This window comes from Mesorhizobium sp. WSM4808, from assembly GCF_055811675.1.
In genome coordinates this window covers 260,603-282,621 of sequence record NZ_JBVVQX010000001.1, presented here as the reverse complement: position 1 = coordinate 282,621, position 22,019 = coordinate 260,603, and the positions used below count along the sequence as shown (strand labels likewise).

At 66.1% G+C, this 22,019-nt stretch carries 22 protein-coding genes and 1 tRNA gene; 18 read left to right on the top strand and 5 right to left on the bottom strand.

The features are described from left to right. The first annotated feature begins 224 nt into the window (after window positions 1-224). The 5 genes from AC0L2U_RS01300 to AC0L2U_RS01280 are packed head-to-tail and all read left to right on the top strand — an operon-like array spanning window position 225 to window position 6,817. A complete protein-coding gene (locus AC0L2U_RS01300; protein WP_365963225.1) occupies window positions 225-3,146 on the top strand; it encodes a cobaltochelatase subunit CobN in 2,922 nt (973 codons plus the stop codon). After that, window positions 3,143-4,666, top strand: coding sequence for a precorrin-3B synthase (gene cobG / locus AC0L2U_RS01295; protein WP_473601305.1), 1,524 nt, complete (start codon window positions 3,143-3,145; stop codon window positions 4,664-4,666). The genes AC0L2U_RS01300 and cobG overlap by 4 nt, the downstream gene beginning before the upstream one ends. 2 nt (window positions 4,667-4,668) lie before the next feature. Continuing rightward, window positions 4,669-5,301 (top strand): precorrin-8X methylmutase, encoded by a 633-nt coding sequence (locus tag AC0L2U_RS01290; RefSeq protein WP_128289855.1) that lies wholly within the window; start codon window positions 4,669-4,671, stop codon window positions 5,299-5,301. Continuing rightward, the gene (locus tag AC0L2U_RS01285; protein ID WP_127810066.1) at window positions 5,298-6,056 is read left to right on the top strand and encodes a precorrin-2 C(20)-methyltransferase; all 759 of its coding nucleotides are present in this window, start codon (window positions 5,298-5,300) and stop codon (window positions 6,054-6,056) included. The genes AC0L2U_RS01290 and AC0L2U_RS01285 overlap by 4 nt, the downstream gene beginning before the upstream one ends. Continuing rightward, a complete protein-coding gene (locus AC0L2U_RS01280) occupies window positions 6,053-6,817 on the top strand; it encodes a precorrin-3B C(17)-methyltransferase (protein WP_127271898.1) in 765 nt (254 codons plus the stop codon). Before AC0L2U_RS01285 ends, AC0L2U_RS01280 begins: the two co-directional genes overlap by 4 nt. On the opposite strand, the gene AC0L2U_RS01275 is transcribed toward AC0L2U_RS01280, so the two are convergent. Then, the gene (locus AC0L2U_RS01275) at window positions 6,781-7,542 is read right to left on the bottom strand and encodes a cobalt-precorrin-6A reductase (RefSeq protein WP_128289857.1); all 762 of its coding nucleotides are present in this window, start codon (window positions 7,540-7,542) and stop codon (window positions 6,781-6,783) included. The genes AC0L2U_RS01280 and AC0L2U_RS01275 overlap by 37 nt on opposite strands. Before the next feature lies 1 nt (window position 7,543). Between AC0L2U_RS01275 and cbiE the strand changes: the two genes are divergently transcribed. The 8 genes from cbiE (at window position 7,544) to AC0L2U_RS01235 (ending at window position 14,247) form a co-directional block, all read left to right on the top strand. Next, window positions 7,544-8,785, top strand: a complete 1,242-nt coding sequence (cbiE, locus tag AC0L2U_RS01270; RefSeq protein ID WP_292696530.1) for a precorrin-6y C5,15-methyltransferase (decarboxylating) subunit CbiE — start codon at window positions 7,544-7,546, stop codon at window positions 8,783-8,785. Then, window positions 8,782-9,168 (top strand): cobalamin biosynthesis protein, encoded by a 387-nt coding sequence (locus tag AC0L2U_RS01265; RefSeq protein WP_127399385.1) that lies wholly within the window; start codon window positions 8,782-8,784, stop codon window positions 9,166-9,168. Before cbiE ends, AC0L2U_RS01265 begins: the two co-directional genes overlap by 4 nt. Then, complete coding sequence (gene cobM, locus AC0L2U_RS01260) at window positions 9,165-9,929, top strand: precorrin-4 C(11)-methyltransferase (RefSeq protein ID WP_128364180.1); 765 nt, start codon at window positions 9,165-9,167, stop codon at window positions 9,927-9,929. Before AC0L2U_RS01265 ends, cobM begins: the two co-directional genes overlap by 4 nt. Next, complete coding sequence (gene cobA, locus AC0L2U_RS01255; RefSeq protein WP_292338180.1) at window positions 9,926-10,744, top strand: uroporphyrinogen-III C-methyltransferase; 819 nt, start codon at window positions 9,926-9,928, stop codon at window positions 10,742-10,744. Before cobM ends, cobA begins: the two co-directional genes overlap by 4 nt. Beyond that, window positions 10,741-12,054 (top strand): cobyrinate a,c-diamide synthase, encoded by a 1,314-nt coding sequence (locus AC0L2U_RS01250; protein ID WP_128289852.1) that lies wholly within the window; start codon window positions 10,741-10,743, stop codon window positions 12,052-12,054. The genes cobA and AC0L2U_RS01250 overlap by 4 nt, the downstream gene beginning before the upstream one ends. A 3-nt stretch (window positions 12,055-12,057) precedes the next feature. Beyond that, window positions 12,058-12,834: an adenosylcobinamide-GDP ribazoletransferase gene (cobS, locus tag AC0L2U_RS01245; RefSeq protein WP_127399295.1), complete on the top strand. Its 777-nt coding sequence runs from the start codon at window positions 12,058-12,060 to the stop codon at window positions 12,832-12,834. 51 nt (window positions 12,835-12,885) lie between these two features. After that, window positions 12,886-13,896, top strand: a complete 1,011-nt coding sequence (gene cobT, locus AC0L2U_RS01240; RefSeq protein WP_128289851.1) for a nicotinate-nucleotide--dimethylbenzimidazole phosphoribosyltransferase — start codon at window positions 12,886-12,888, stop codon at window positions 13,894-13,896. A 93-nt stretch (window positions 13,897-13,989) separates the two neighbouring features. Further along, on the top strand, window positions 13,990-14,247 hold the full coding sequence (locus AC0L2U_RS01235; protein ID WP_127328952.1) for a hypothetical protein: 258 nt from the start codon (window positions 13,990-13,992) through the stop codon (window positions 14,245-14,247). Between the two features lie 112 nt (window positions 14,248-14,359). On the opposite strand, the gene AC0L2U_RS01230 is transcribed toward AC0L2U_RS01235, so the two are convergent. Continuing rightward, a tRNA-Lys gene (locus AC0L2U_RS01230) sits at window positions 14,360-14,435 on the bottom strand. Window positions 14,436-14,779: 344 nt separating this feature from the next. After that, window positions 14,780-15,688, bottom strand: coding sequence for a PhzF family phenazine biosynthesis protein (locus tag AC0L2U_RS01225; protein ID WP_128289850.1), 909 nt, complete (start codon window positions 15,686-15,688; stop codon window positions 14,780-14,782). A gap of 101 nt (window positions 15,689-15,789) precedes the next feature. Between AC0L2U_RS01225 and AC0L2U_RS01220 the strand changes: the two genes are divergently transcribed. The 4 genes from AC0L2U_RS01220 to AC0L2U_RS01205 all read left to right on the top strand — a co-directional run bounded on the left by AC0L2U_RS01220 (window position 15,790) and on the right by AC0L2U_RS01205 (window position 19,385). Next, window positions 15,790-17,082, top strand: coding sequence for an efflux RND transporter periplasmic adaptor subunit (locus AC0L2U_RS01220; protein ID WP_473601304.1), 1,293 nt, complete (start codon window positions 15,790-15,792; stop codon window positions 17,080-17,082). A 4-nt stretch (window positions 17,083-17,086) separates the two neighbouring features. Next, a complete protein-coding gene (locus tag AC0L2U_RS01215; RefSeq protein ID WP_292696532.1) occupies window positions 17,087-17,800 on the top strand; it encodes an ABC transporter ATP-binding protein in 714 nt (237 codons plus the stop codon). After that, window positions 17,797-19,014 (top strand): ABC transporter permease, encoded by a 1,218-nt coding sequence (locus AC0L2U_RS01210; RefSeq protein ID WP_127322724.1) that lies wholly within the window; start codon window positions 17,797-17,799, stop codon window positions 19,012-19,014. The genes AC0L2U_RS01215 and AC0L2U_RS01210 overlap by 4 nt, the downstream gene beginning before the upstream one ends. Window positions 19,015-19,142: 128 nt before the next feature. Further along, on the top strand, window positions 19,143-19,385 hold the full coding sequence (locus AC0L2U_RS01205; RefSeq protein WP_127328948.1) for a hypothetical protein: 243 nt from the start codon (window positions 19,143-19,145) through the stop codon (window positions 19,383-19,385). Here AC0L2U_RS01205 and AC0L2U_RS01200 read toward each other — a convergent pair. Both AC0L2U_RS01200 and AC0L2U_RS01195 read right to left on the bottom strand, forming a co-directional pair. Beyond that, a complete protein-coding gene (locus AC0L2U_RS01200; protein ID WP_128362810.1) occupies window positions 19,382-20,098 on the bottom strand; it encodes a hypothetical protein in 717 nt (238 codons plus the stop codon). The genes AC0L2U_RS01205 and AC0L2U_RS01200 overlap by 4 nt on opposite strands. A gap of 3 nt (window positions 20,099-20,101) precedes the next feature. Further along, window positions 20,102-21,214 (bottom strand): endonuclease/exonuclease/phosphatase family protein, encoded by a 1,113-nt coding sequence (locus AC0L2U_RS01195; protein ID WP_127810053.1) that lies wholly within the window; start codon window positions 21,212-21,214, stop codon window positions 20,102-20,104. A 189-nt stretch (window positions 21,215-21,403) separates the two neighbouring features. Between AC0L2U_RS01195 and AC0L2U_RS01190 the strand changes: the two genes are divergently transcribed. Beyond that, window positions 21,404-21,967 (top strand): BA14K family protein, encoded by a 564-nt coding sequence (locus AC0L2U_RS01190; RefSeq protein ID WP_127810052.1) that lies wholly within the window; start codon window positions 21,404-21,406, stop codon window positions 21,965-21,967. The last annotated feature ends 52 nt before the right edge of the window (window positions 21,968-22,019 follow it).

The following is a 22,019-nucleotide window of genomic DNA, read 5'->3' as shown; positions in this document are numbered from 1 at the left end:
GGGGGGGGTTGGGGGGTTTGGGTGCGCGGGTGGGGGTGCTTAATTGGGGGGGCCCCCCCCGGGGGGGGGGGGGCCCCCCCCCCCCCCCGGGGGGGGGGGCCGGCCCCCGGCCGGGGGGTGGGGTCCTCTCCGAAGCGCGCCGGCCTAAAGAGACGCCGCGTCCGGTCGTACCGACCCCACCCGGCCCTGCGGGCCACCCTCCCCTCGAGGGGGAGGGAAAGGTCGTGCCTATCCTGTTCTACCGCTCGATGCTGCTGGCCGCCGATGTCGCGCCGATCGACGCACTTTTTGAAGCTCTGCGACAGCGCGGCATCAACCCAGTCCCCATCTTCGTCTCCAGCCTCAAGGACCCGGCATCCCTGGCGTTCGTGGAAACAGCACTCGCCTCACTGAAACCCGCCGCCATCATCACCGCGACCGCTTTCGCGTCCGGTGCCGAACCGGGCAATGAGACCTTGTTCGACCGCGCCGGCGTGCCGGTCTTCCAGGTCATCGTCGCCACCACCCGCCGCGACGTCTGGGAGACCAACCAGCGCGGCCTGGCGCCCGCCGACCTTGCCATGCATGTCGTGCTGCCCGAGCTCGACGGCCGCATCCTGGCTGGCGCCATTTCCTTCAAGGGCGAGAGCGAGATCGATCCAGCACTTGGCCACCGCGCTTTCGCCAACCGGCCGGAACCGGATCGCGTGGCGCAAGTGGCTGACCGCGTCGCGGCCTTCATCCGCCTGCAGGAGACAGCCCGCGCCGAGCGCAAGCTGGCGATCCTGATGCCGGATTATCCCAGCGCCCCCGGCCGCACCGGCTATGCCGTCGGCCTCGACGTGCCGTCCAGCGTGCTGGCGATGCTGCATGACCTGAGGGGACAGGGCTATGATGTTGAGGGGATACCGGAGACGCCGCGGGAACTGCTGGGTATGTTGGAAACGGGCGAGCATGGGCTGGCCTTGCAGGATTACATGGCCTTCTCGAACGAATTGCCGACTGCGGCAATTGTTGCGATCGAAGCCGCTTGGGGGAAGGTGGAAGATGAGACGGGTCTGCGCGAGGCGCCCCCCTCTGTCCTGCCGGACATCTCCCCCTCAAGGGGGGAGATTGCGCTGTCATTACCGGTTTCGCCAATCTCCAATGTTGCAGGAGAGGGCGGAGCGTCAAAACTGCCAATCTCCCCCCTTGAGGGGGAGATGTCCGGCAGGACAGAGGGGGGCGCCTCGCGCCGAAGTTTCCCCTTCCGCGCCGCGACCTTCGGCAACATCACCATCGCCCTCGCCCCGGATCGCGGCCGCTCCGCCGACCGCCGCGCCGACTACCACGACCCGACGCTGCCGCCGCGCCATGCATTGCTCGCCTTCGGCCTGTGGCTGCGCAAGTCGCTCGGCGTCCACGCGCTTGTCCATGTCGGCGCGCATGGCACGCTGGAGTGGCTGCCGGGCAAGACCGTTGCGCTGTCGGAAGACTGCTTTCCCGAGATCGTCACCGGTGGATTACCCGTCATCTATCCCTTCATCGTCTCCAACCCCGGCGAAGCGGCGCAAGCCAAGCGCCGCATCGCCGCCGTCACCCTTGGTCATCTGCCACCGCCGCTGACCGGCGCCGGGCTCGACGAAAATCAACACAAGCTCGAGCGGCTGGTCGATGAATATGCCCAGGCCGACGGGCTCGACCGCCGCCGCCGAGACCGTCTGGCGAAACTGATCGTCGACACCGCGCAAAAGACCGGTCTCGCCTCCGAAGCCGGCGTCGCCGGGACCGACGCTCCGGACGAAGCGCTGCGCCGCATCGACGCCTGGCTCTGCGACCTCAAGGATTTTGCCATCAAGGATGGGCTGCATATCTATGGCCGCGCCCCTGAGGATGAGCCCGACGCCATGCGGCGACAAAGCGCTGACGCCGAGAAAGCGGCGCTTCTCGCCGCGCTCGATGGCCGCCACGTCAAGGCCGGCTCGGCCGGCGCGCCCGCGCGGGGTCGCTCGGACGTTCTGCCCACCGGCCGCAACCTGTTCACCTCGGACCCGCGCACCATGCCGACGCCGACCGCCTATGATCTGGGCAAGGCAGCGGCGGAGGAGGTGGTGCGCGGCTACATGCAATCGCATGGCGACTGGCCGCGCTCGCTGGTCATCGACCTGTGGGGCTCGGCCTCACTGCGCACCGGCGGCGAGGAGATCGCGCAAGGATTGGCGCTGATGGGCTGCCGGCCGCAATGGGATTCGGCGACCGGCCGCATCACCGGCATCGAGGTGCTGCCGCCGGCCACTCTTGGAAGGCCACGCGTCGATGTCACCTGGCGCATATCGGGCCTGTTCCGCGATATGTTCCCGACCCAGATCGCGCTGATCGATGCCGCCGCCAACGCGGTGGCCGCCCGCGACGAGGACGATACGGAAAACCCGCTCGCGGCCAAAACCCGTGCCGATGGCAAGCTCAGCCCGCGCATCTTCGGCACCTCACCCGGCACCTATGGCGCCGGCGTCGAGGATATCTTGTCCTCCGGTAACTGGGCGGCGCGCGAAGAAATCGGCCGCGCCTATCTCGACGCCACCTCGCATGCCTATGGCGGTGCCAAGGGCGAAGGCGTATCGGTGCCCGGCGTCTTCGAAACCCGCATCGCCGAGGCCGATCTTCTCGTCCACACCGGCGACGACCCCGGCCGCGACATCCTCGAAGGCTCCGCCGACGTCGCTTTCATCGGCGGCTTTTCGGCCGCCCTTGCGGCGCTCGGCAGGAATGCCGACGTCATCGTGCTCGACACCACGGACCCGCAAAAGCCCAAGCCGCGTTCGCTCAGTGAGGCCGTATCGCGGGTGGTGCGCGCCCGCGCCGTCAATCCACGCTTCATATCGGGACAGATGCGCCACGGCCCGCGTGGCGCCTCCGAATTTGCCGAAACCGTAGACCGCCTGGTCGGCTTCGCCGAAACCACGCACGCCATTTCGGGCACGCTGATCGAGGCAGTGCACGATGCCTATCTCGGCGATCCCATGGTCCGCGCCTTCATCCTGCGCGAGAACCCCGCCGCCGCCAAAGTCATCGCCGAGCGCTTCCTGTCGGCGCGCCGGCGTGGCCTGTGGCATCCCCTGCGCAACTCCATCGACGACGATCTCACGGCCCTGATTGCCGAGGCCGAGGCGCTTGGGGTGGCGGCATGAACGCCTTCTCGCGCCGCGGCGCCTGCCCGGCTTTGTCGGTGCCAATGCAGACCGGCGACGGGCTTTTGGTGCGGCTCAACCCGGTTGCTGGAGGCCCGTCTTCTGGAGGCCCATCTTCTGGAGGATTGTCGCCGAAGCTTTTGATTGGACTCTGCGAATCCGCCTTGCGGCACGGCAATGGCATCATGGAAGTCACCGCGCGCGGCAGTCTGCAGATACGTGGGCTGACCACGGACAGCGCGGCGCGGCTGGCGGCGGAGGTCGATGCGCTTGATATCGCAGTACGCACCGGCGTGCCGGTCGAGACCGGCCCGCTGGCCGGCATCGACCCGCAGGAGATTGCCGATCCCCGGCCGCTGGCCGAGCGGATCAGGGCGTCGATTGACGAGGCTGGATTAGCGCCGAGGCTGGGGCCGAAGGTTTCGGTCGTTGTGGACGGCTGCGGGCAGTTGACGATGGATTCGGTGACGGCCGATGTGCGGCTTGCTGCAGTGCGGGTCGATGCAGGAGTTCGGTGGCGGGTGTCTGTCGCGGGTGATGGGTGGAATGGGAGGCCACTTGTCACTGCCGATGAAGGCTCGGCGTGCGACATCACCGTCGCGGCCCTAAGAATGGTTGCCGAAAAAGGCCGCGAGGCTCATGCGAGGGATTTGACTGAGAGGCAGTTGGTGTCTCTGGCGGGTTGGCTATGCTCGACAAGTTTGCGCGAGGCGCCCCCCTCTGTCCTGCCAGACATCTCCCCCTCAAGGGGGGAGATTACGCTGCCACCGATGGTTTCGCCAATCTCCGGTGTTGGTAAGGAAAAGCCGGCGCCTAAGCTGCCGATCTCCCCCCCTGAGGGGGAGATGTCCGGCAGGACAGAGGGGGGCGCCTCGCGTAAACCTAGCGGCCTTTTCCCCTTAGCCGGCGACGCCATTGCCCTCGGCATTGCCCTCCCCTACGGCAGCGTGCCGGCAGACAAGATCATCGCGCTCGCCCAAAGCGCCCTCTCCCTCAACACAACCGAAATCCGCCTCGCCCCCAGTCGTGCCCTGCTCTTCCTTGGCCAGCCACCGGCAGCCAACCAACCCCTCCAACACACCGCCACCGCCCTCGGCTTCGTCACCGCCCCCACCGACCCGCGCACGCGCATTGCCGCTTGCCCCGGCACGCCGGCCTGTGCCTCCGGCCGCATCGCCACGCGCGACATCGCCGAGACGATTGCCACTGAAAACGCCGACATCCTCGACTTCACGCTGCACATTTCCGGCTGTGCCAAAGGCTGCGCCCACCCCGCCCTGGCGACGCTGACGATTGTCGGCGGCGAAAACGGAGCCGGACTTGTCGTGAACGCGACGGCAAAGGCCCTTCCTGCGGGCTACAGGCCGGGCTATGACGCCGCGCGCGGCATCGGCCGCGTCGCGGCAATGATCCGCAGCGCACGATATCAAGGCGAGACTGCCGCTGCTTGCCTGACAAGGCTCGGGCCGGCCGGTATCGCCGAGGCTTACCGACAGGCCCAAACTGAAAAACGGAAATGAGCATGGCCGCCTACGACTACATCCATGACGGCACGGCGATCTATGAGCGCTCCTTCGCCATTATCCGCGCCGAGGCTGATCTTTCGCGCTTCTCCGAGGCCGAGGCCGATGTCGCCATCCGCATGATCCATGCCTGCGGCCAGGTCGAGGCTTCAAGTCATTTTGTGTTCTCCACGGATTTGGTTGCCGCTGCCCGCACCGCTTTGGCGGCGGGCGCGCCGATTTTCTGCGACGCGGAAATGGTCTCGCATGGCGTCACCCGCGCCAGGCTGCCAGCCGGCAACGAGGTGATCTGCACCTTGCGCGACCCGCGCACGCACGACATCGCTGGGCAAATCGGCAACACCCGCTCGGCCGCCGCGATCGATTTGTGGGGCGAGCGCATGGCGGGCTCGGTGGTTGCCATCGGCAATGCACCGACCGCGCTGTTCTATCTATTGGAAAAACTGCGCGACGGCGCGCCGAAGCCTGCGGCCATCATCGGCATGCCGGTCGGCTTCGTCGGTGCTGCCGAATCGAAGGACGCACTGGCCGAGAATTCCTACGGCGTTCCCTACGCCATCGTGCGCGGCCGGCTCGGTGGCAGCGCCATGACCGCCGCCGCGCTCAATTCATTGGCGAGGCCCGGCCTGTGAACGCCCTTCCCAAAGGTCGTCTCGTCGGCGTCGGCACCGGTCCCGGCGACCCCGAACTGCTGACCCTGAAAGCCGCGCGGGCCTTGGCGGAAGCCGATGTCGTGGCCTATTTCGCCAAGCGCGGCAACAACAGCAATGCGCGCGCCATCGTCGAAGCGCAGTTCCGGCCTGAAATGACGGAATTGCCGCTGCTCTATCCCGTCACCACCGAAATCGCTAGGGATCACGACGACTACCGCTCGCAGATCACGGCTTTCTACGAGGAGTCCGCCGAGAAGGTCGCCGAGCACCTCCAGGCAGGCAGGATGGTTGCGGTGCTGTCCGAGGGCGACCCGCTTTTCTACGGCTCCTACATGCATCTGCATGTGCGCCTCGCCCATCGCTTCCCGACCGAAGTTATTCCCGGCGTCACCGCCATGTCCGGCTGCTGGTCGCAGACTGGTGTCCCGATCGTCCAGGGCGACGATGTGCTGACGGTGCTGCCCGGCACGATGAGCGAGTTCGAGCTGACGCGCCGGCTGGCTGACACCGATGCCGCCGTCATCATGAAGGTCGGCCGCAACCTGCCAAAGATCAGGCGGGCGCTGGAGGCTACGGCCAAGCTGTCGCGCGCCGTCTATGTCGAGCGCGGTACCATGGCCGGCAGCGTGTCGATGAAGCTGGCCGACAAGACGGACGACAAGGCGCCCTATTTCGCCATCGTGCTGGTCGCCGGCTGGTCCGGCCGCCCCGGCGCCGTGGGAGCGCAGGCATGAGCGGCCGCCTCACTGTCATCGGCCTTGGGCCCGGCAATGCCGATCAGGTCACTCCGGAAGCCAGCCGCGCCGTCGCCGAGGCGAAATTCTTTTACGGCTACAAACCGTATCTCGACCGGCTGGAATTGCGCCCGGAACAGACCCGCGTCGCTTCCGACAATCGCGAGGAACTCGCCCGCTCCAAGGACGCACTGATCAAAGCCGCCGAGGGCCACGACGTCGCGGTGGTTTCCGGTGGCGATCCCGGCGTGTTCGCCATGGCGGCGGCCGTCTGCGAGGCGATCGAGGCCGGCCCGGCCGAATGGCGCGCGGTCGATGTCGCTGTGGTGCCCGGCATCACCGCCATGCTGGCGGTCGCCGCCCGCATCGGCGCGCCGCTCGGCCATGATTTCTGCGCCATCTCGCTGTCCGACAATCTGAAGCCATGGGAGCTGATCGAACTGCGCCTGCTGGCGGCAGCCGGCGCCGGCTTCGTCATCGCGCTCTATAACCCGATCAGCAAGGCGCGCCCCTGGCAGCTCGGCCGCGCCTTCGAGTGCCTCACCGCGATCCTGCCCGGCACCACACCGGTGATTTTCGGCCGCGCCGCCGGCCGCCCGGATGAGCGCATCGAGGTCTACCTGCTGGCCGATGTCGAGGCAGAGAAGGCCGACATGGCGACCTGCATCATCATCGGCTCGCCGGAGACCCGCATCATCAAGCGCGCGGAGAAGCCGGCGCTGGTCTACACGCCGCGCTCGTCCACGGGGCGGACAAAATGATCGACCATCATGGTCAGCGCTTCAACGCTTTCAGCCGCTGGAACATCCGGCAAGACTGGCCGTTGGATCATGACCACCTCGAGGCCAAGCGCCCGCGCCGCGGCGATCTTGCCATAAGTCGCTTCGCCGCCGCTGTTCTTGGACACGACGACATCGATGCGTTGCTTTTCGAGCAGCGCGCGTTCCTCCGCCTCACGAAACGGGCCACGGGCCAGAAGATAGCTCGCATCCGGCACGGCAAGCTTGGGCTCGATCGCGTCGACGCTGCGGACGAGATAATGATGCTGGGGCGCAGCTTCGAAAGCAGCGACCTCTTGCCGGCCCAGCGCCAGGAAAACACGGCGCGGCGCCAGTCCAAGCGCTCGCGCGGCATCGCCGGATGTAATGACCTCAGTCCAGCGGTCGCCTTCGACAGGCTCCCAGCCGGGGCGTCGCAGCGCAAGGATCGGCACACCGGCCACGCGGGCGGCTTGCGCCGCATTGGCGGAGATCTGCGCCGCATAGGGGTGCGTCGCGTCGATCAGCAGATCGATAGGCTCTTTCCGCAAATAATCGGCCAATCCATCGGCACCGCCAAAGCCCCCCGTTCGCACCGGCACGCCTTGCGCGACCGGGCTTTCAGTGCGGCCAGCCAGCGACAGCGTGACCGAGGCGCGCGCCGCCAGTTTTCCGGCCAGTTGCCGGGCTTCGGTGGTGCCGCCGAGGATCAGAATACGGTGGGTCATCATGCCTGCTGAAGGTCCGCGCGGTGCCAAGCTCACCCCAAAATGGCTCACAATCGTCGGCATCGGCGAGGACGGTTTAGCGGGTCTCGGCGACGAGGCCAAGCAGCGGATTGCCGAGGCGGAGATCATCTTCGGCGGCAAGCGGCACCTGGCGCTGGTCGCTTCCTTCGCCAAGGGCGAGGCGCGCGCCTGGCCGGTTCCTTTCGATGCCGAGATGGCTGACGTGCTGGCGCTTGCCGACAGGCGCGTCTGCGTGCTCGCTTCAGGCGATCCGTTCTTCCACGGCGTCGGCGCCACCCTCGCGCGCAAGGTCAAGCAACAGGAGATGCATGTCATCCCCGCACCGTCGGCCGTTTCGCTGGCGGCCGCGCGCCTTGGCTGGGCGCTGCAGGACATCGAGACCGTCTCGCTGCACGGCCGGCCGCTCGACCTGATCCGGCCGCTGCTGCAGCCACGCGCGCGCATTTTGGCACTGACCTCGGATGCCGAAGCCCCCGCTGCAATAGCGCGCCTGCTCACCGAACTCGACTTCGGCGCATCGCGGCTGACGATCCTGGAGGCGTTGGGTGGGCCAAGCGAGGACCACCGCACGATCCGCGCCGATGCCTTCGATCTCGAAAACATCAATCCACTCAACGTTCTGGCGGTCGAAGTTGAATCCGGTCCGGACGCGCGCGTCCTGCCGCTCACATCAGGCCTTGCCGATCATCTGTTCGACCATGACGGCCAGATCACCAAGCGCGAAGTCCGCGCCATCACACTGTCGGCGCTGGCGCCGAAACGCGGCGAATTGCTGTGGGACATCGGCGCCGGTTCCGGTTCCATCGGCATCGAATGGATGCTGGCCCACCCTTCCATGCGCACCATTGCCATCGAGGCCGATCCGATCCGCGCCGCCCGCATTGGCCGCAACGCGGCCGTCTGCGGCGTTCCCGGCCTTGTCGTGGTGGAAGGCAGCGCGCCCAGGGCACTTGCCAGGCTGGACACGCCGGACGCGATCTTCATCGGCGGCGGCGGCAGCGATGCCGGCGTGCTGAATGCTGCCATCAAGGCGCTGCGCCCGGGCGGCCGTCTCGTGGCCAATGCGGTGACGCTGGAGATGGAAGCCTTGCTCCTCGCCCAGCATACCAAGCTCGGCGGCGATCTCACCCGCATCGCCATCTCTCGCGCATCGCCGGTCGGCGCGATGCAGGCCTGGCGGCCGGCCATGCCAGTGACCCAATGGAGCTGGGTCAAGCCATGATGGTCGCGGGCATCGGCAGCCGAAAAGGCGTGAGCGTCGAAGACGTGCTTGCCGCGATCGAAACCGCGCTGGAGACTCATGGCCTGACGATGACGGCACTTTCGGCACTGGCGACTGCCGAGTTCAAGAAGGATGAAGAAGCGATCGCCGCCGCTGGCCGCGTGCTGAGTCTTCCGGTCATCGTCGTCGATGACGCCACGCTTCAGGCCGCCTCGTCGGACACGCTCAGCCATTCCGACCTCTCGCAGGATGTTGCCGGAACCCCATCGGTTTCCGAGGCATCCGCCCTTGCCGTCGTCGGCAAAGGCGCCAAACTGCTTGGCCCGCGCACGGTGCTCGGCCCGGTCACCTGCGCCATCGCCATCAGCGGAGATGCGCCATGACCGTCCATTTCATCGGCGCTGGTCCAGGTGCCGCCGACCTCATCACACTGCGCGGCGCCAAGCTCCTTGCAAGCTGCCCGGTCTGCCTGCATGCCGGTTCGATCGTCGCGCCCGAGCTTTTGCAGCATTGCGCGCCCGGAACAAAACTGGTCGACACCGCGCCGATGTCGCTCGACGAGATCGAGGCCGAGTATGTCGCGGCCCACAAATCGGGCCATGATGTCGCCCGCCTGCATTCCGGCGACCTGTCGGTGTGGAGCGCCGTCGCCGAGCAGATCCGCCGGCTGGAAAAGCATGGCATTCCCTACACGCTGACGCCGGGCGTCCCCTCCTTCGCCGCTGCCGCCGCCGCATTGCGCCGCGAGCTGACCATTCCTGAAGTCGCGCAAAGCCTGGTGCTGACCCGCATCTCCGGACGCGCATCAAAAATGCCGCCCGGCGAAACGCTGGCCGGCTTCGGCCGCACCGGCGCCACGCTGGCGATTCATCTAGCCATCCACGCCATCGACCGCGTCGTTGCCGAGCTCACGCCGCACTATGGCGGCGATTGCCCGGTGGCGGTCGTCTTCCGCGCCTCCTGGCCGGACGAGCGTGTGCTGACCGGTACGCTGGCGACCATCGAGGCGCTGCTCGCCGCCGATCCGATGGAGCGCACGGCGATCATCTTCGTCGGCCGCTCGCTGGCAGCCGAAGGTTTTGGCGAGAGTTCATTGTACGACGCCCACTACCAGCGGCGTTTTCGCGGACGGGACGGATTGTGAGCGGCAGCAACAAAAACACCGGCGAAAACGCTACGCTCGAAAAAGCCTTGTCCCGGCTGAACTTCAAGCCGCGCCGGCTGGAGCCTGGCCATGTCTGGCTGGCCGGCGCCGGCCCCGGCGACCCCGGTTGCCTGACGCTTGAAGTGCTGGCGGCTTTGGCCGAGGCGGATGCGCTGGTCTACGACGCGCTAGTCTCATCCGATGTCGTCGCCGTTGCCGAAAATGCCGAGCTTTTCTTTGCTGGCAAGCGCGGCGGCAAACCGTCGATGAAACAGGATGACATCACCGCCCTTTTGGTGCGGCTGGCACGCGACGGCCGCCGCGTCGTCAGGCTGAAGGGCGGCGATCCCTATATTTTCGGCCGCGGCGGCGAAGAAGCCCTGGCGCTGGCGCATGAAAACATCCCGTTCCGCGTGCTGCCAGGCCTGACCTCGGGCCTCAGCGCTCTGGCCGCGACCGGCATTCCGGCCACCATGCGCGGCATCAACAAGGCAGTGATCCTGGCGACCGGCCACGCCGCCGGCACCGATGACGATCTCGATTGGGCGGCAATCGCCCGCACCGGCCAGCCTGTCGTCGTCTATATGGGCATGGCCAACCTGCCTTTGATCGCGGCGGCACTGCTCGATGGCGGGCTGGCGCCGTCGACACCGGCGGCAGTGATCGTCGCGGCGACCACGCCGCAGGAACGAACCGTCGTCGCCACGCTCGCCACCATTGCCGAGGAAGCCGCGGCCGCCGGTCTTGCCTCGCCGGCGCTGATCATCGTCGGCGGCATCGTTGCCATGCGCGCGGCACTGGCGGGACAAGCATGACGGCCCGCGCCATCATCGTCGGCGCGCCGCGCTCCGGCTCCGGCAAGACCAGCGTCACCATCGGCATTTTACGCGCGCTCACCCGGCGTGGGCTGAAGGTGCGAGGCGCCAAATCCGGCCCCGACTATATCGACCCCGGCTTCCACACCGCCGCCACGGGATTGTCCGGCGTCAATCTCGACAGCTGGGCGATGCCGCCATCGCTGCTCAACGCACTCGCCGCGCAAGCCGCCGACGACACCGATTTCGTCATCCTCGAAAGCGCCATGGGCCTGTTCGACGGCATTCCGGCCTCGCCCGGCCGCACCGGTTCGGCGGCCGACCTGGCGCGGCTCTACGGCCTGCCGGTGCTGCTGGTGCTCGACGTTTCCGGCCAGTCGACCACCGCGGCCGCCGTCGCCAAGGGTTTTGCCACCTACGATCCGGATGTACGCATGGCCGGTGTAGTGCTCAACCGGTTGGGCAGCGAGCGGCACCGCCGGCTGTCGGGCGACGCCATCGAGGCGATCGGCCTGCCGGTCGTCGGCGCCATCCTGCGCGATCCCACTCTGAACCTGCCCGAACGCCATCTCGGCCTCGTCCAGGCCGGCGAATATGACGACCTGATGGCGCATCTCGACCGGCTGGCCGACATGGCGGAGAAATCGCTCGACCTCGATGCGATCATGGCCCTGGCGACACCCTTCACCCCGGCGTCTGGCGGCTTCACCGACGCACTGGTGCCGCCCGGCCAGCGGATCGCACTGGCCGAGGATGCCGCCTTCACCTTCCTCTATCCGCATGTCGCCGCCTACTGGCGCAAGGCGGGTGCGGAAATCGTCCCGTTCTCGCCGCTCGCCGACGAAGCGCCCGACGAGACCTGCGATGTCTGCTGGCTGCCGGGCGGCTATCCCGAGCTTCACGCCGGCAAGCTCGCCGCCGCCGCGAATTTCCGCGCTGGGATGACCCTCTTCGCCGCGGCAAAGCCCATCCATGGCGAGTGCGGTGGCTTCATGGTGCTGGGCGAAGCGCTGGAGGACGCATCGGGCGACACGCATGCGATGCTCGGCCTGCTCGGCCATTCCACCAGCTTCGCCAGGCGCAAGATGAACCTCGGCTACCGCGAGGCGCGGTTGCGCGCCGACTGCCCGCTGGGCTCACAAGGTGCGCTGATCCGTGGCCACGAATTCCACTATGCGCAGATGACCTCTACCGGCAATGACGAGCCGCTGGCCGACCTCGCCGATGGCCAGGGCAATCCGATCGGCGCCTCGGGCTACCGGCGCGGCCATGTCAGCGGCACCTTTTTCCATGCGATTGCGAGAGGCTAGAGCATGAAGTTCAGGAATCTGGCCCTTTCACCGCGGCAGGTTGTCGACGACATCGCGCTATGCCTGGTCTTCTTCACCCGTCTGCCGCTGCCCGTCTTCGATTTTCGCGGCCGCAGCCTTGCCGCCGCGATCTGGGCAGCCCCCATTGCCGGACTTGTCGTCGGCCTGATCGGCGCCATCGTCTTTGCCACGGCCGAACGGTTTGGCCTGGCCATGGGGCCAGCGGCGGCCCTTGCTCTCGTGGCAACCGTGCTCACCACCGGCTGCCTGCATGAGGACGGGCTATCCGACGTCTCCGACGGCTTTGGCGGCGGCAAATCGCGCGGCCGCAAACTCGAGATCATGCGCGACAGCCGCATCGGTACATATGGTGCCGCGGCGCTGGGCCTGTCGCTGCTGATCCGCTGGAGCGCGCTGTCGGAGTTCGTCGATCCCACTCAGGCCCTCTTCGCCCTCATAGCCGCACACGCGGCCTCGCGCGGCCTGCTTGGCGCCTTCATGCATCTCTTGCCTTCAGCGCGGGTCGATGGCCTCTCGGCCGATGCCGGCACCGTCTCGCAGGAAACCGCCATCGCCGGCGCCGTGCTCGGCGCGATCCCGCTGCTCCTGCTTGGACTGGGCGGAGCCATCTTCGCGCTGATCCTGCTTGGCCTGCTGTTTGCCGCTTTCCGCGCCCTTTGCCTCAACCAGATCGATGGCCAGACCGGCGACACGATCGGAGCCTTGCAGCAGGCAAGCGAGATCGCGGTGCTGCTCGTCGCTTCCGTAGCGCTTTCCTGATCCTTTGGCCTGATTCTCTTGGCCTGATTCCTTTTCGGAGACTTTGCCCCCATGCCCTTCAAATCCCTTAGTGAATTGCGCGCCGCCTGCCTCGACCTGCCGGCCGGCAGCGATGCCGCGGCCAATGCGGTCGCCCGCCGCCAGGACACGCTGACCAAGCCGCAAGGCAGCCTTGGCCGGCTGGAGACGATCGCCGCCTGGCTGGCGCGCTGGCAGGGCCGCGACATGCCAAAACTCGACCGCGTAAAAGTCTTCGTCTTCGCCGGCAACCATGGCGTCACCGCGCAAGGCGTGTCGGCCTATCCTTCCGAGGTCACCGTGCAGATGGTGGCGAATTTCGCCGGCGGCGGTGCCGCCATCAACCAGCTTGCCCGCATGGCCGGCGCCGAACTCGACGTCATTCCGCTCGATCTCGACCATCCGACAGGCGATTTCACACAAGGGCCGGCAATGGACGAGAAGGCCTTTCTGGAGGCGGTCTCGGCCGGCTATGATGCCGTGACGAAGGATCTCGACCTGATCTGCTTCGGCGAAATGGGCATCGGCAACACGACGCCGGCGGCTGCCATCTCAGCAGCCCTGTTCGGCGGCGGCGCGGAAAAATGGACCGGGCGCGGCACCGGTGTCGACGATGCCGGCCTCAAGCGCAAGGTGGTCGCCATCGAAGCCGGGCTGAAGCGCCACGCCGCAGCGCTCACCGATCCGCTGGGTATTGCCGCGGCACTCGGAGGCCGCGAACTCGCCGCCATCTTCGGGGCGACGCTGGCCGCCCGGCATCTCGGCATACCCGTACTGCTCGACGGCTTCGTCTGCACCGCCGCCGCGGCCCCGCTGGCAAAGCTGCACCCGACCGCCCTCGCGCACACCATAGCAGCCCATGTCTCGGCGGAATCGGGCCACCGTGGCCTGCTCGAAGCCCTCGGCCTGCCGCCGCTGCTCGATCTCGGCATGCGGCTCGGCGAAGGCTCCGGCGCCTGCCTGGCCGTCAACATCGTCCGCTCGGCGCTGGAGTGCCATGCAAGGATGGCGAGCTTTGCCGAGGCTGGCGTTTCGGAGAAGTAGTTATTCATTCCCCGTATCGGGCCGACAAAGATGCCGTTGTCACGACAAAGGACGCATCTTCCCGTAACGGCGATTCTCAAATAGATTTTGCAGATGAAGAAATTTCATCCTGCCGCGGCTGCGGTGTTTATCGCCGGGGCGGTCGCTGTTGTGTTCCGTCACAGCAGCTATTCAAGTCATGGCCCGATCGACACCGGCATTTTCGTTGTCTTCCTGGTCTTCTTCTGGTGGCTCATCAGCGATTTCTCCGGGGGAAAAGACGGAATTGGCGCCAGCGATGCTGCAGCCGGGGAAAAGAGCCATGCTTTTCGATTCGGCCGGTTTCTGAGCCGCATTTTCCAACGCGGCTGAATCGCCACGAGATCCGGATAGCGCGGTTAAAGAATCACAGTCAGACAGCCTGCCCGAGACGCGCCAAACGCGTCTCGCTTTCAGGGTCTTTCCACCAACTCTTCTAGGAATTTGGTGGGTGCGCACAGGATTGAACTGTGGACCCGCTGATTAAGAGTCAGCTGCTCTACCAACTGAGCTACGCACCCACTCGGCCGGCAAAAACCGGCGTTGGCGGGCATATAGCCGCCACCATCGGTCCTGTCCAGCCCTGCCGGAATCATTTCCCGACAAATCGCTCCTGGGGTTCGTCATCCCTGGGCGAAGCAGGAGCAAAGCTCCGTCGCGAAGACCCTGGGATCCATGCCGGGACGCCAACCGAAGAACGCAACGGTGCAGAAAACATGTGCCTGCTAGCGAGCTGAAAACAGTAGACGAGGTGCGCTCAATCTGCACCGTCGGTATTCAGCCCGACGGTCGCGGCATGGATCCCAGGGTCTGCGCCGCGTCGCTTCGCTCCTTGCTCCGCCCTAGGATGACGACCGTAGCGCGATCACACGAAAAGCTTGCCCTCCGCCACCTTGATCGCGTTGCCGCCAATGCGCGCCGAGGCCAGTTTTCCGCCTTGCACGGTCAGTTCGAGGCGGATGCGCGAAGGCCGGCCCATCTCCAGCCCCTGCTCGATCCACAACTGCGAAATGCCGTCGGTCGGCGCGTCGAAATGCATGATGGCGCCGGCAAAGGCCGCTGCCGCCGAGCCGGTTGCCGGATCCTCATAGGAAGGCGTGCCGGGCACGATCATGCGCACATGGAAGGCGCTTTCGTGGTTCACCGTTTCGCGGCAGTAGACATAGGGACTGGCGAAGGCCCACTCGCTCTTGCGCGGCGCCAGTTCCGACCAGGCCTGGTTGTCCAGCCGGATGCGGCCCGCCGCCTCAAGATTGGCAACCGGGATGGTGACGTAGGGCACGCCCGCCGACCAGAACGCGACGCGGTGATTCTCGAAGCCGATCTCATGCGGCGTCAGCCCAAGCGCGGCACCGATCGCCTCCGGATCGGCATCGAGCTTCAGCGGCTCCGGCAGCTTCGCCAGGTCGAACTCGGCAAAAGTGTTGCCGTCATGCTTGCTGACGGCACACCGCACCGGGCCGATGTTTTCCTCCAGCACGAAGATGCCGGCGCCGCCCTCTTGCGCCAGTTCGGCCAGCGCGATCGCGGCGCCGACCGTCGGATGGCCGGCGAACGGCATTTCATAGTCGGGGGTGAAGATTCGAATGCGGTTTTTGTGCTTGGGATTGTCCGGCGGCAGCACGAAAACCGATTCCGACAGATTGAACTCACGCGCGATGGCCTGCATCGCCGCCGTGTCCAATCCCTTGCTGTCCAGCACGACGGCCAAGGGATTGCCGGCCAATCGCTCGGTCGTAAACACATCGTAGAGCAAGTAATTCCGGGTTTTCATTCCTGCCTCAATCCCAACATGGGCGAAATTTAATTTGATATTTGAACCAGTAAGCCTGATCTGTGCACAGATAGGGACATTGCGCATTATAGGGGTCCAGCGTGGACCAGATTGTCAATCTGCCAAAGACGGAATCGGATTCCGCCATCGAGACGGCGCTCGGGCTCGACAGAACGGGTCGGCGAAAGTCGCGCCGGCGCGGCTGGCTCTATGCGCTGCTGGCGTTGATCGTGCTCGCTGCCGCGCTCGGCGTCTATCAGTGGTATGCCGGCTCGCCGGCCAGGATCGATTACACCACCGTGCCTGCCGCCAAGGCCGACCTCACCGTCGCGGTGTCGGCGACCGGCACGCTGCAGCCCCTTACCCAGGTCGACATTTCAAGCGAACTGTCCGGCATCATCCGCTCGGTCTCAGCCGAGGAGAATCAGCAGGTCAAGAAGGGTGACGTGCTGGCGACACTCGACACGGTGAAACTCGAGGTCCAGATCGAACGCGCCGAAGCTTCGGCCAAGGCCGCCGCCGCCAATGTCGAGGACGCCACGGTTACGCTGGCCGAAAACGAGAAGGCGCTGGTGCGCGCCGCCGAACTGACCAGGCGTGGCATGGCGACCGACCAATCGCTTGAAGCAGCAACCGCCACGCGCGACCGTTCCAAGGCAGCGCTCGACAGTGCGCAGGCCAACCTCGCCATTGCCCAGGCCGACCTCAAGGCGCAGCAGACCGACCTTGCCAAGAGTACCATCTATGCGCCGATCGACGGCATCGTGCTGACGCGTTCGGTCGATCCAGGCCAGACGGTCGCCTCCTCCCTGCAGGCGCCAGTGCTGTTCATCATCGCAGCCGATCTCAGAAACATGGAATTGGTGGCGGCGGTCGACGAGGCCGACATCGGCGCGGTCAAGTCCGGCCAGCATGCCCGCTTCACCGTCGATGCCTTCCCCGAGCGGCCGTTCGATGCCGAGATTCGCGACATCTCCTACGCCTCGGTCACCACCGACGGCGTCGTCACCTACAATGCGCGGCTCGAGGTCGACAACAACGAGCTGCTGCTGCGGCCCGGCATGACCGCCACGGTGTCGGTCGTCACCAAGCAGGCCAAGGGTGTGCTCACCGTACCGGCCACCGCCTTCCGCTATCGCCCGGTCCAGCAGGCCGCCCGCGGCTGGAGCCTGAGCGACCTGTTTACCGGCCGCATGGGCCGCCCCGGCGGCAATCGCCAGCGCCAGGCCGCCACAGTGCCCGCCGATGGCTCGCGCACGCTCTATGTGCTGGAGAATGGGCGACCGCACCCGGTCAACGTCAAGATCGGCTCCACCGACGGCGAACTGACCGAGATCCTTTCGGGCCTGGACGAAGGCGCTCAGATCATCACCGCGTCGCAGCAGCGGAGCTGATGCCGTGGCTACGGGCGCGACCCTCATCACCTTCGACAAGGTCTGGAAGAGCTACGGCCAGGGCGAGGCCAAGGTGCATGCGCTGGCAGGCGTCGATCTAGCGATCCGGCGTGGCGAATTCGTTGCCATCATGGGTCCGTCCGGCTCCGGCAAGTCGACGGCGATGAACATCATCGGCTGCCTCGACACGCCGACGGCCGGAACCTATTGCTTCATGGGCATCGACGCCGGCCGGCTCGACCGCAACCGCCGCGCCATGCTGCGCAACCTTTATGTCGGCTTCGTCTTCCAGGGCTACAATCTGCTGGCCCGCACCACGGCAGCCGAAAATGTCGAACTGCCGCTGATCTATCGCGGTGTTGCCGCGCGCGAGCGCCGCGACCTTGCCATGCAGGCGCTGGCGGAGGTCGGCCTTGTCGGCCGTGAGCACCACACGCCGGCCGAGCTGTCCGGCGGCCAGCAGCAGCGCGTGGCGATCGCGCGCGCCATCGTCACGCGCCCGACGCTCCTCGTCGCCGACGAGCCGACCGGCAATCTCGACACCGCCCGCACGCACGAGATCATGGACCTGCTCACCCGGCTCAACACCGAGCTTGGCCTGACCATCGCCATGGTCACGCATGAGGCCGACGTCGCCGAATATGCCGAACGCACAATCCGCTTCCTCGACGGCCATGTCGCTTCGGATTCCAGGAAGCTGGAGATCGCACAGCCATGATCTGGGAAACCGTCCGCCTCTCGCTGCGCTCGATCCGCCGCAATGTACTGCGGTCGTTCCTGACGCTGCTCGGCATCGTCATCGGCGTTGCCGCCGTCATCGCCATGCTCACCATCGGCTCGGGCACCACAGCAAAGGTCAAGGCCGACATCTCCAAGCTCGGCAGCAATCTGCTGGTGGTCCGCTCCGGCCGTCCGGCCGGCCCCGGCGGACCGGGCGGGCTCGACCAGGTGGTGCGTCCGCTGGCCGAAAAGGAACTAGCCGCACTTGTGGCGCATCTCAGCGGTGCCCGCGCGATTTCGCCGGCCTCGCAAAAACAGGTGCGCGTCATCTTCGGCACCGAGAGCCTGACCTCGGGCGTCACCGGCACCGACAGCGCCTATCTCGATGCGCGCGACTGGAAGCTGGTGTCGGGCCGCCCGTTCAGCGATTCCGAAACCCGCTCGGGCACAGGCGTGTGCCTGATCGGCGAGACCGTGCGCCAGCAGTTCTTCGGCGCCGGCGATCCCGAGGGCGAGATCATCCGCGTCAACCGCACCTCCTGCAAGATCATCGGCCTGCTCGAGCCCAAGGGCTATACCGGCTTCGGCCAGGACCAGGACAATGTCGTGCTGATGCCGCTGCACGCCTACCAGCGCCGCATCGCCGGCAACCGCGACATCGACAACATCTACATCGCCGCCGACGACCGCACGCCGACCAGCGAGTTGCAGCCGCGCGTCGAGGACATCTTGCGAGACGCGCGCCGCATCACACCCGATCGCGAGAGCGATTTCGCCATCCGCGACATGACCCAGATCGCCGACGCCATGGCCAGCGCCACAACCACCATGACCGGCATGCTGGGCGCCGTCGCAGGCGTCAGCCTGCTGGTCGGCGGCATCGGCATTATGAACATCATGCTGGTGTCGGTCACCGAACGCACGCGCGAGATCGGCATCAGGCTGGCCATCGGGGCGCATGAAAAGCACATCCTCATCCAGTTCCTGGTCGAGGCGACGGTGCTGTCGCTGCTCGGCGGCATTATCGGCATCCTGATCGGGCTGGCGCTGGCCGGCCTCGCCGCGGTGACGCTGACCATCCCGTTCGCGCCGAGCCCGGCGGTGATCCTGCTCGCCGTCGGCTTTTCCGCCCTGATCGGCATGGTGTTCGGCTTCTTCCCTGCGCTGCGCGGCGCCAGGCTCGACCCGATCGACGCGCTGCGGCACGAATAGGCACCCGGTCGGAAGCGCGCCAGCGCTCCAACCGGTTTTGCACAGTCTTCGGTGTTTCCACCCTGCCCGCCGCTGTCGCCGCGCCGTTCGCGATGCTAGGGCAATTCACCTGGGTGGAGGAATGCGGGATGAGCAAGAAGGCGCGACTGGTCCTGGCGATGGTGGTCATCGAGGCAGGTCTTGCAGGCATCTGGTGGTATCTCGCCCGCTTCGGCATGGCCAATCCCGATCGCGTCACCGCTGACTTCCAGGCAGTCGTCGGCCAGACCATGGGTATGGCGATGGGCGGCTTGCTCGGCATCGGCTTCATCCTGTTCCTCGTCGCCGCCCGCAACGATCGCAACGCGGCGCAGAACAAGACGCGCCCTTAATTCCCGTTTGCGAAATGCCACTCGATCAGCGGCTTCATGTGCGGCGAGAGCCCATCCGGCAGGTCGGCGGCATGGCGGATGATCACCGGTCCCTCGATCTCCGGCTCGGTCTCGGTGGCGACGAAGGCTGAGATGCGCCTGGCGATCTCGTCGGCAGGCGCCGCCGCGTGGTAGCGGCGAAAGATCACCGTGCCGCTGCTGGTCGACATGGCATGGTAGCGCTTGCCGCGTTCCGCACCTGACAGGTCGAGCCCGGTTTCCTCGCGCACCTCACGGATCATGTTGAAATCGACGTCGACCAGCCCATCGCGAAAATCGATCGGCTCGAACGAGCCGGCGGCGAAATAGACGCGGCCGGCGTTGACTGTGTGAGGACCCATGCGGATCGCCACCAGCGCATTGTCGCCGGCCACCAGCATGGCATGGGCATAGGCATGCTCAACGCCCGAATTCTCGCGCCGCTTCCGCCACAGCATGAACGTCGAGTAATTGACCGCATGGCAGCGGCCGATGAGACGGCTGTCGCGGTAGGCAAGTTGCGACAGCAGCACCACCATGCCGTCGAACAGCGCCGGATTGGCCGCGATTTCGTGCTGCCAGTTCTCGGCGATCGCCTCTGCATTGTCCCTTGCGAAAGGGTGCGGACCGGGATCGAGCCGGACGTCGATGTCGTCGACCGGCAGGATGACGTTGCGCGGAAGGTCGAAACTCATGCGTCAGGTCATGTCCAGCGTGATCGCCACTGGGCAATGGTCCGATGCCTTCGGTCGGTCCCAGCCGGCGCGCGGAAACCGCTCGACCTCCTGCCCCGGCGGAAAGATGGTGCGCCAGGGCTGGCCGTTGCGGATGATGTCGGGAACGGCCGTTGCGTTGCTGGCGGCGAGCCCCTTCGACAACAGGATGTAGTCGAGCTGGCACAGATGCCGCTCTTCCGGTCCGCGCGTGTGGTAAAAACTCCAGCGGTTCATCTCCGGCCGCCGCTCGACGACGTTTTCGCAAAAGCCGCCTGCCGTCAGCACGTTGATGCAGGACAGGGCTTCGTCGACCACCTCGAAGCGATAGCCGTCGATCGCATCGCCGGCCACCTTCACGCGCTGGCGATAATCATTCATGTCGCCGCATATCGCCCAGCGTTTGTTGGCGGCGTGCTCCCCACCGAAGCGCTCCTCGATGATGCGGCGCACGGCCTGCGCTTCCGCGATGCGCACCGGCATCGTCGCCTCGCGCCCGTCGAGCCCGTTGCGCGGCGAGCCCATCGACTTGAAATGCACGAGATAGAGCGTCAGCGGCACACCGCCCACGGTGACGTCGATCTCCAGGCAGTCGCGCCGGAAAATGCGCTCATTGGCCTGATTGCCCAGTGCCTCGAGTTCCGGCGTGTGCAGCCCGAACTGCTCGTAGGTGACATAGGCATGGCTGGTCATGCGCACGAATTCGATCGGCTGGCCCTGCGCGGTCTCGTTGCGCATCATCACGGCAACGTCGATGCCGCGCGAATCATTGCCCGATGTGGTGTATTTCTGCCGGTAGCCCTGCCCCACCATCTTGAACAGATAGCCGTATTCGAAGGCCTTCAGCGCTTCGATGTTGTCGACCTCCTGCATGCAGATGATGTCGGCCCGGGTGGCAGCGATTGCCAGCGCCGTCAGTTGGCGCGTGTCGTCGGACTGGGCGATGGCGCGGGCCTGCTCCAGGATCCTGTATTCCGCCTCGCTCTGGATATCGAACAGCGCCAGCGTTCGATCCTCGTTGAGCTGGTTGCGATAGCCGGAAAAATCGAACCTGTTCATCAGGTTCTCGACATTGAAGGTGGCAAGGCGCAGCGACATGCCACGACCTTTGCCCGCAAGTGCTTCGGAAAACAAGCGCGCAAAACCACCATCTGAGATCGATTGGTCCTGGGCGCGTTCGCGTCATGGTTGACGGAACCTTTCCGTTCATCCGCCGTTCAGATGCAAACATCCATTGTTGCCTCATTCCTCGGGTGGGCGTGGGGCCTGTAACTCTTGGAGAGTGCAATGAGTTCGCTCTTTTCTTCCACGGTCAAATCGGGGCTGATAGCCCTCGGTATCCTGTCCGGCGTCACGGCACCGTCCGCCGCCGGACCGATCATGCAGCCGGATCTGTCGATACCCACCAGCACGGCGGCGCCGAATGTCACGCCGGTTCGCGACAGTTGGGCCGGCGGCAACAACCGTCAGTTCAACAACGACGATTGGAGATGGCGCCGGTCGGGCAATTGGGACGGCGGCCGTCGACACTGGCACGGCGGCGGCGGTAATTGGAATGGTGGAGACAACTGGCGTTGGCGCCATGGTCGCCATCACTATCGCGGCGGCCGTTATTACGATGATGGCGCGAGTGCCGCGATCCTGGGTCTTGGCCTGGGGCTTGGCCTCGGCAGCATGTACAACAATTACGACTACTATGACCGGCCGGCGCCGCGCCGCTACTACCGCGCGGGACGGCTTTCGAGCGCCCATGTCCAATGGTGCTACAACCGCTACCGGTCGTACCGGGCCTACGACAACACCTTCCAGCCCTACAACGGCCCGCGCCAGCAGTGCTACTCACCCTATTGAGCTGACCTGTAGCTGAGCCGACCGGCAGAATGAAAAAACGGCGCCACTTGGC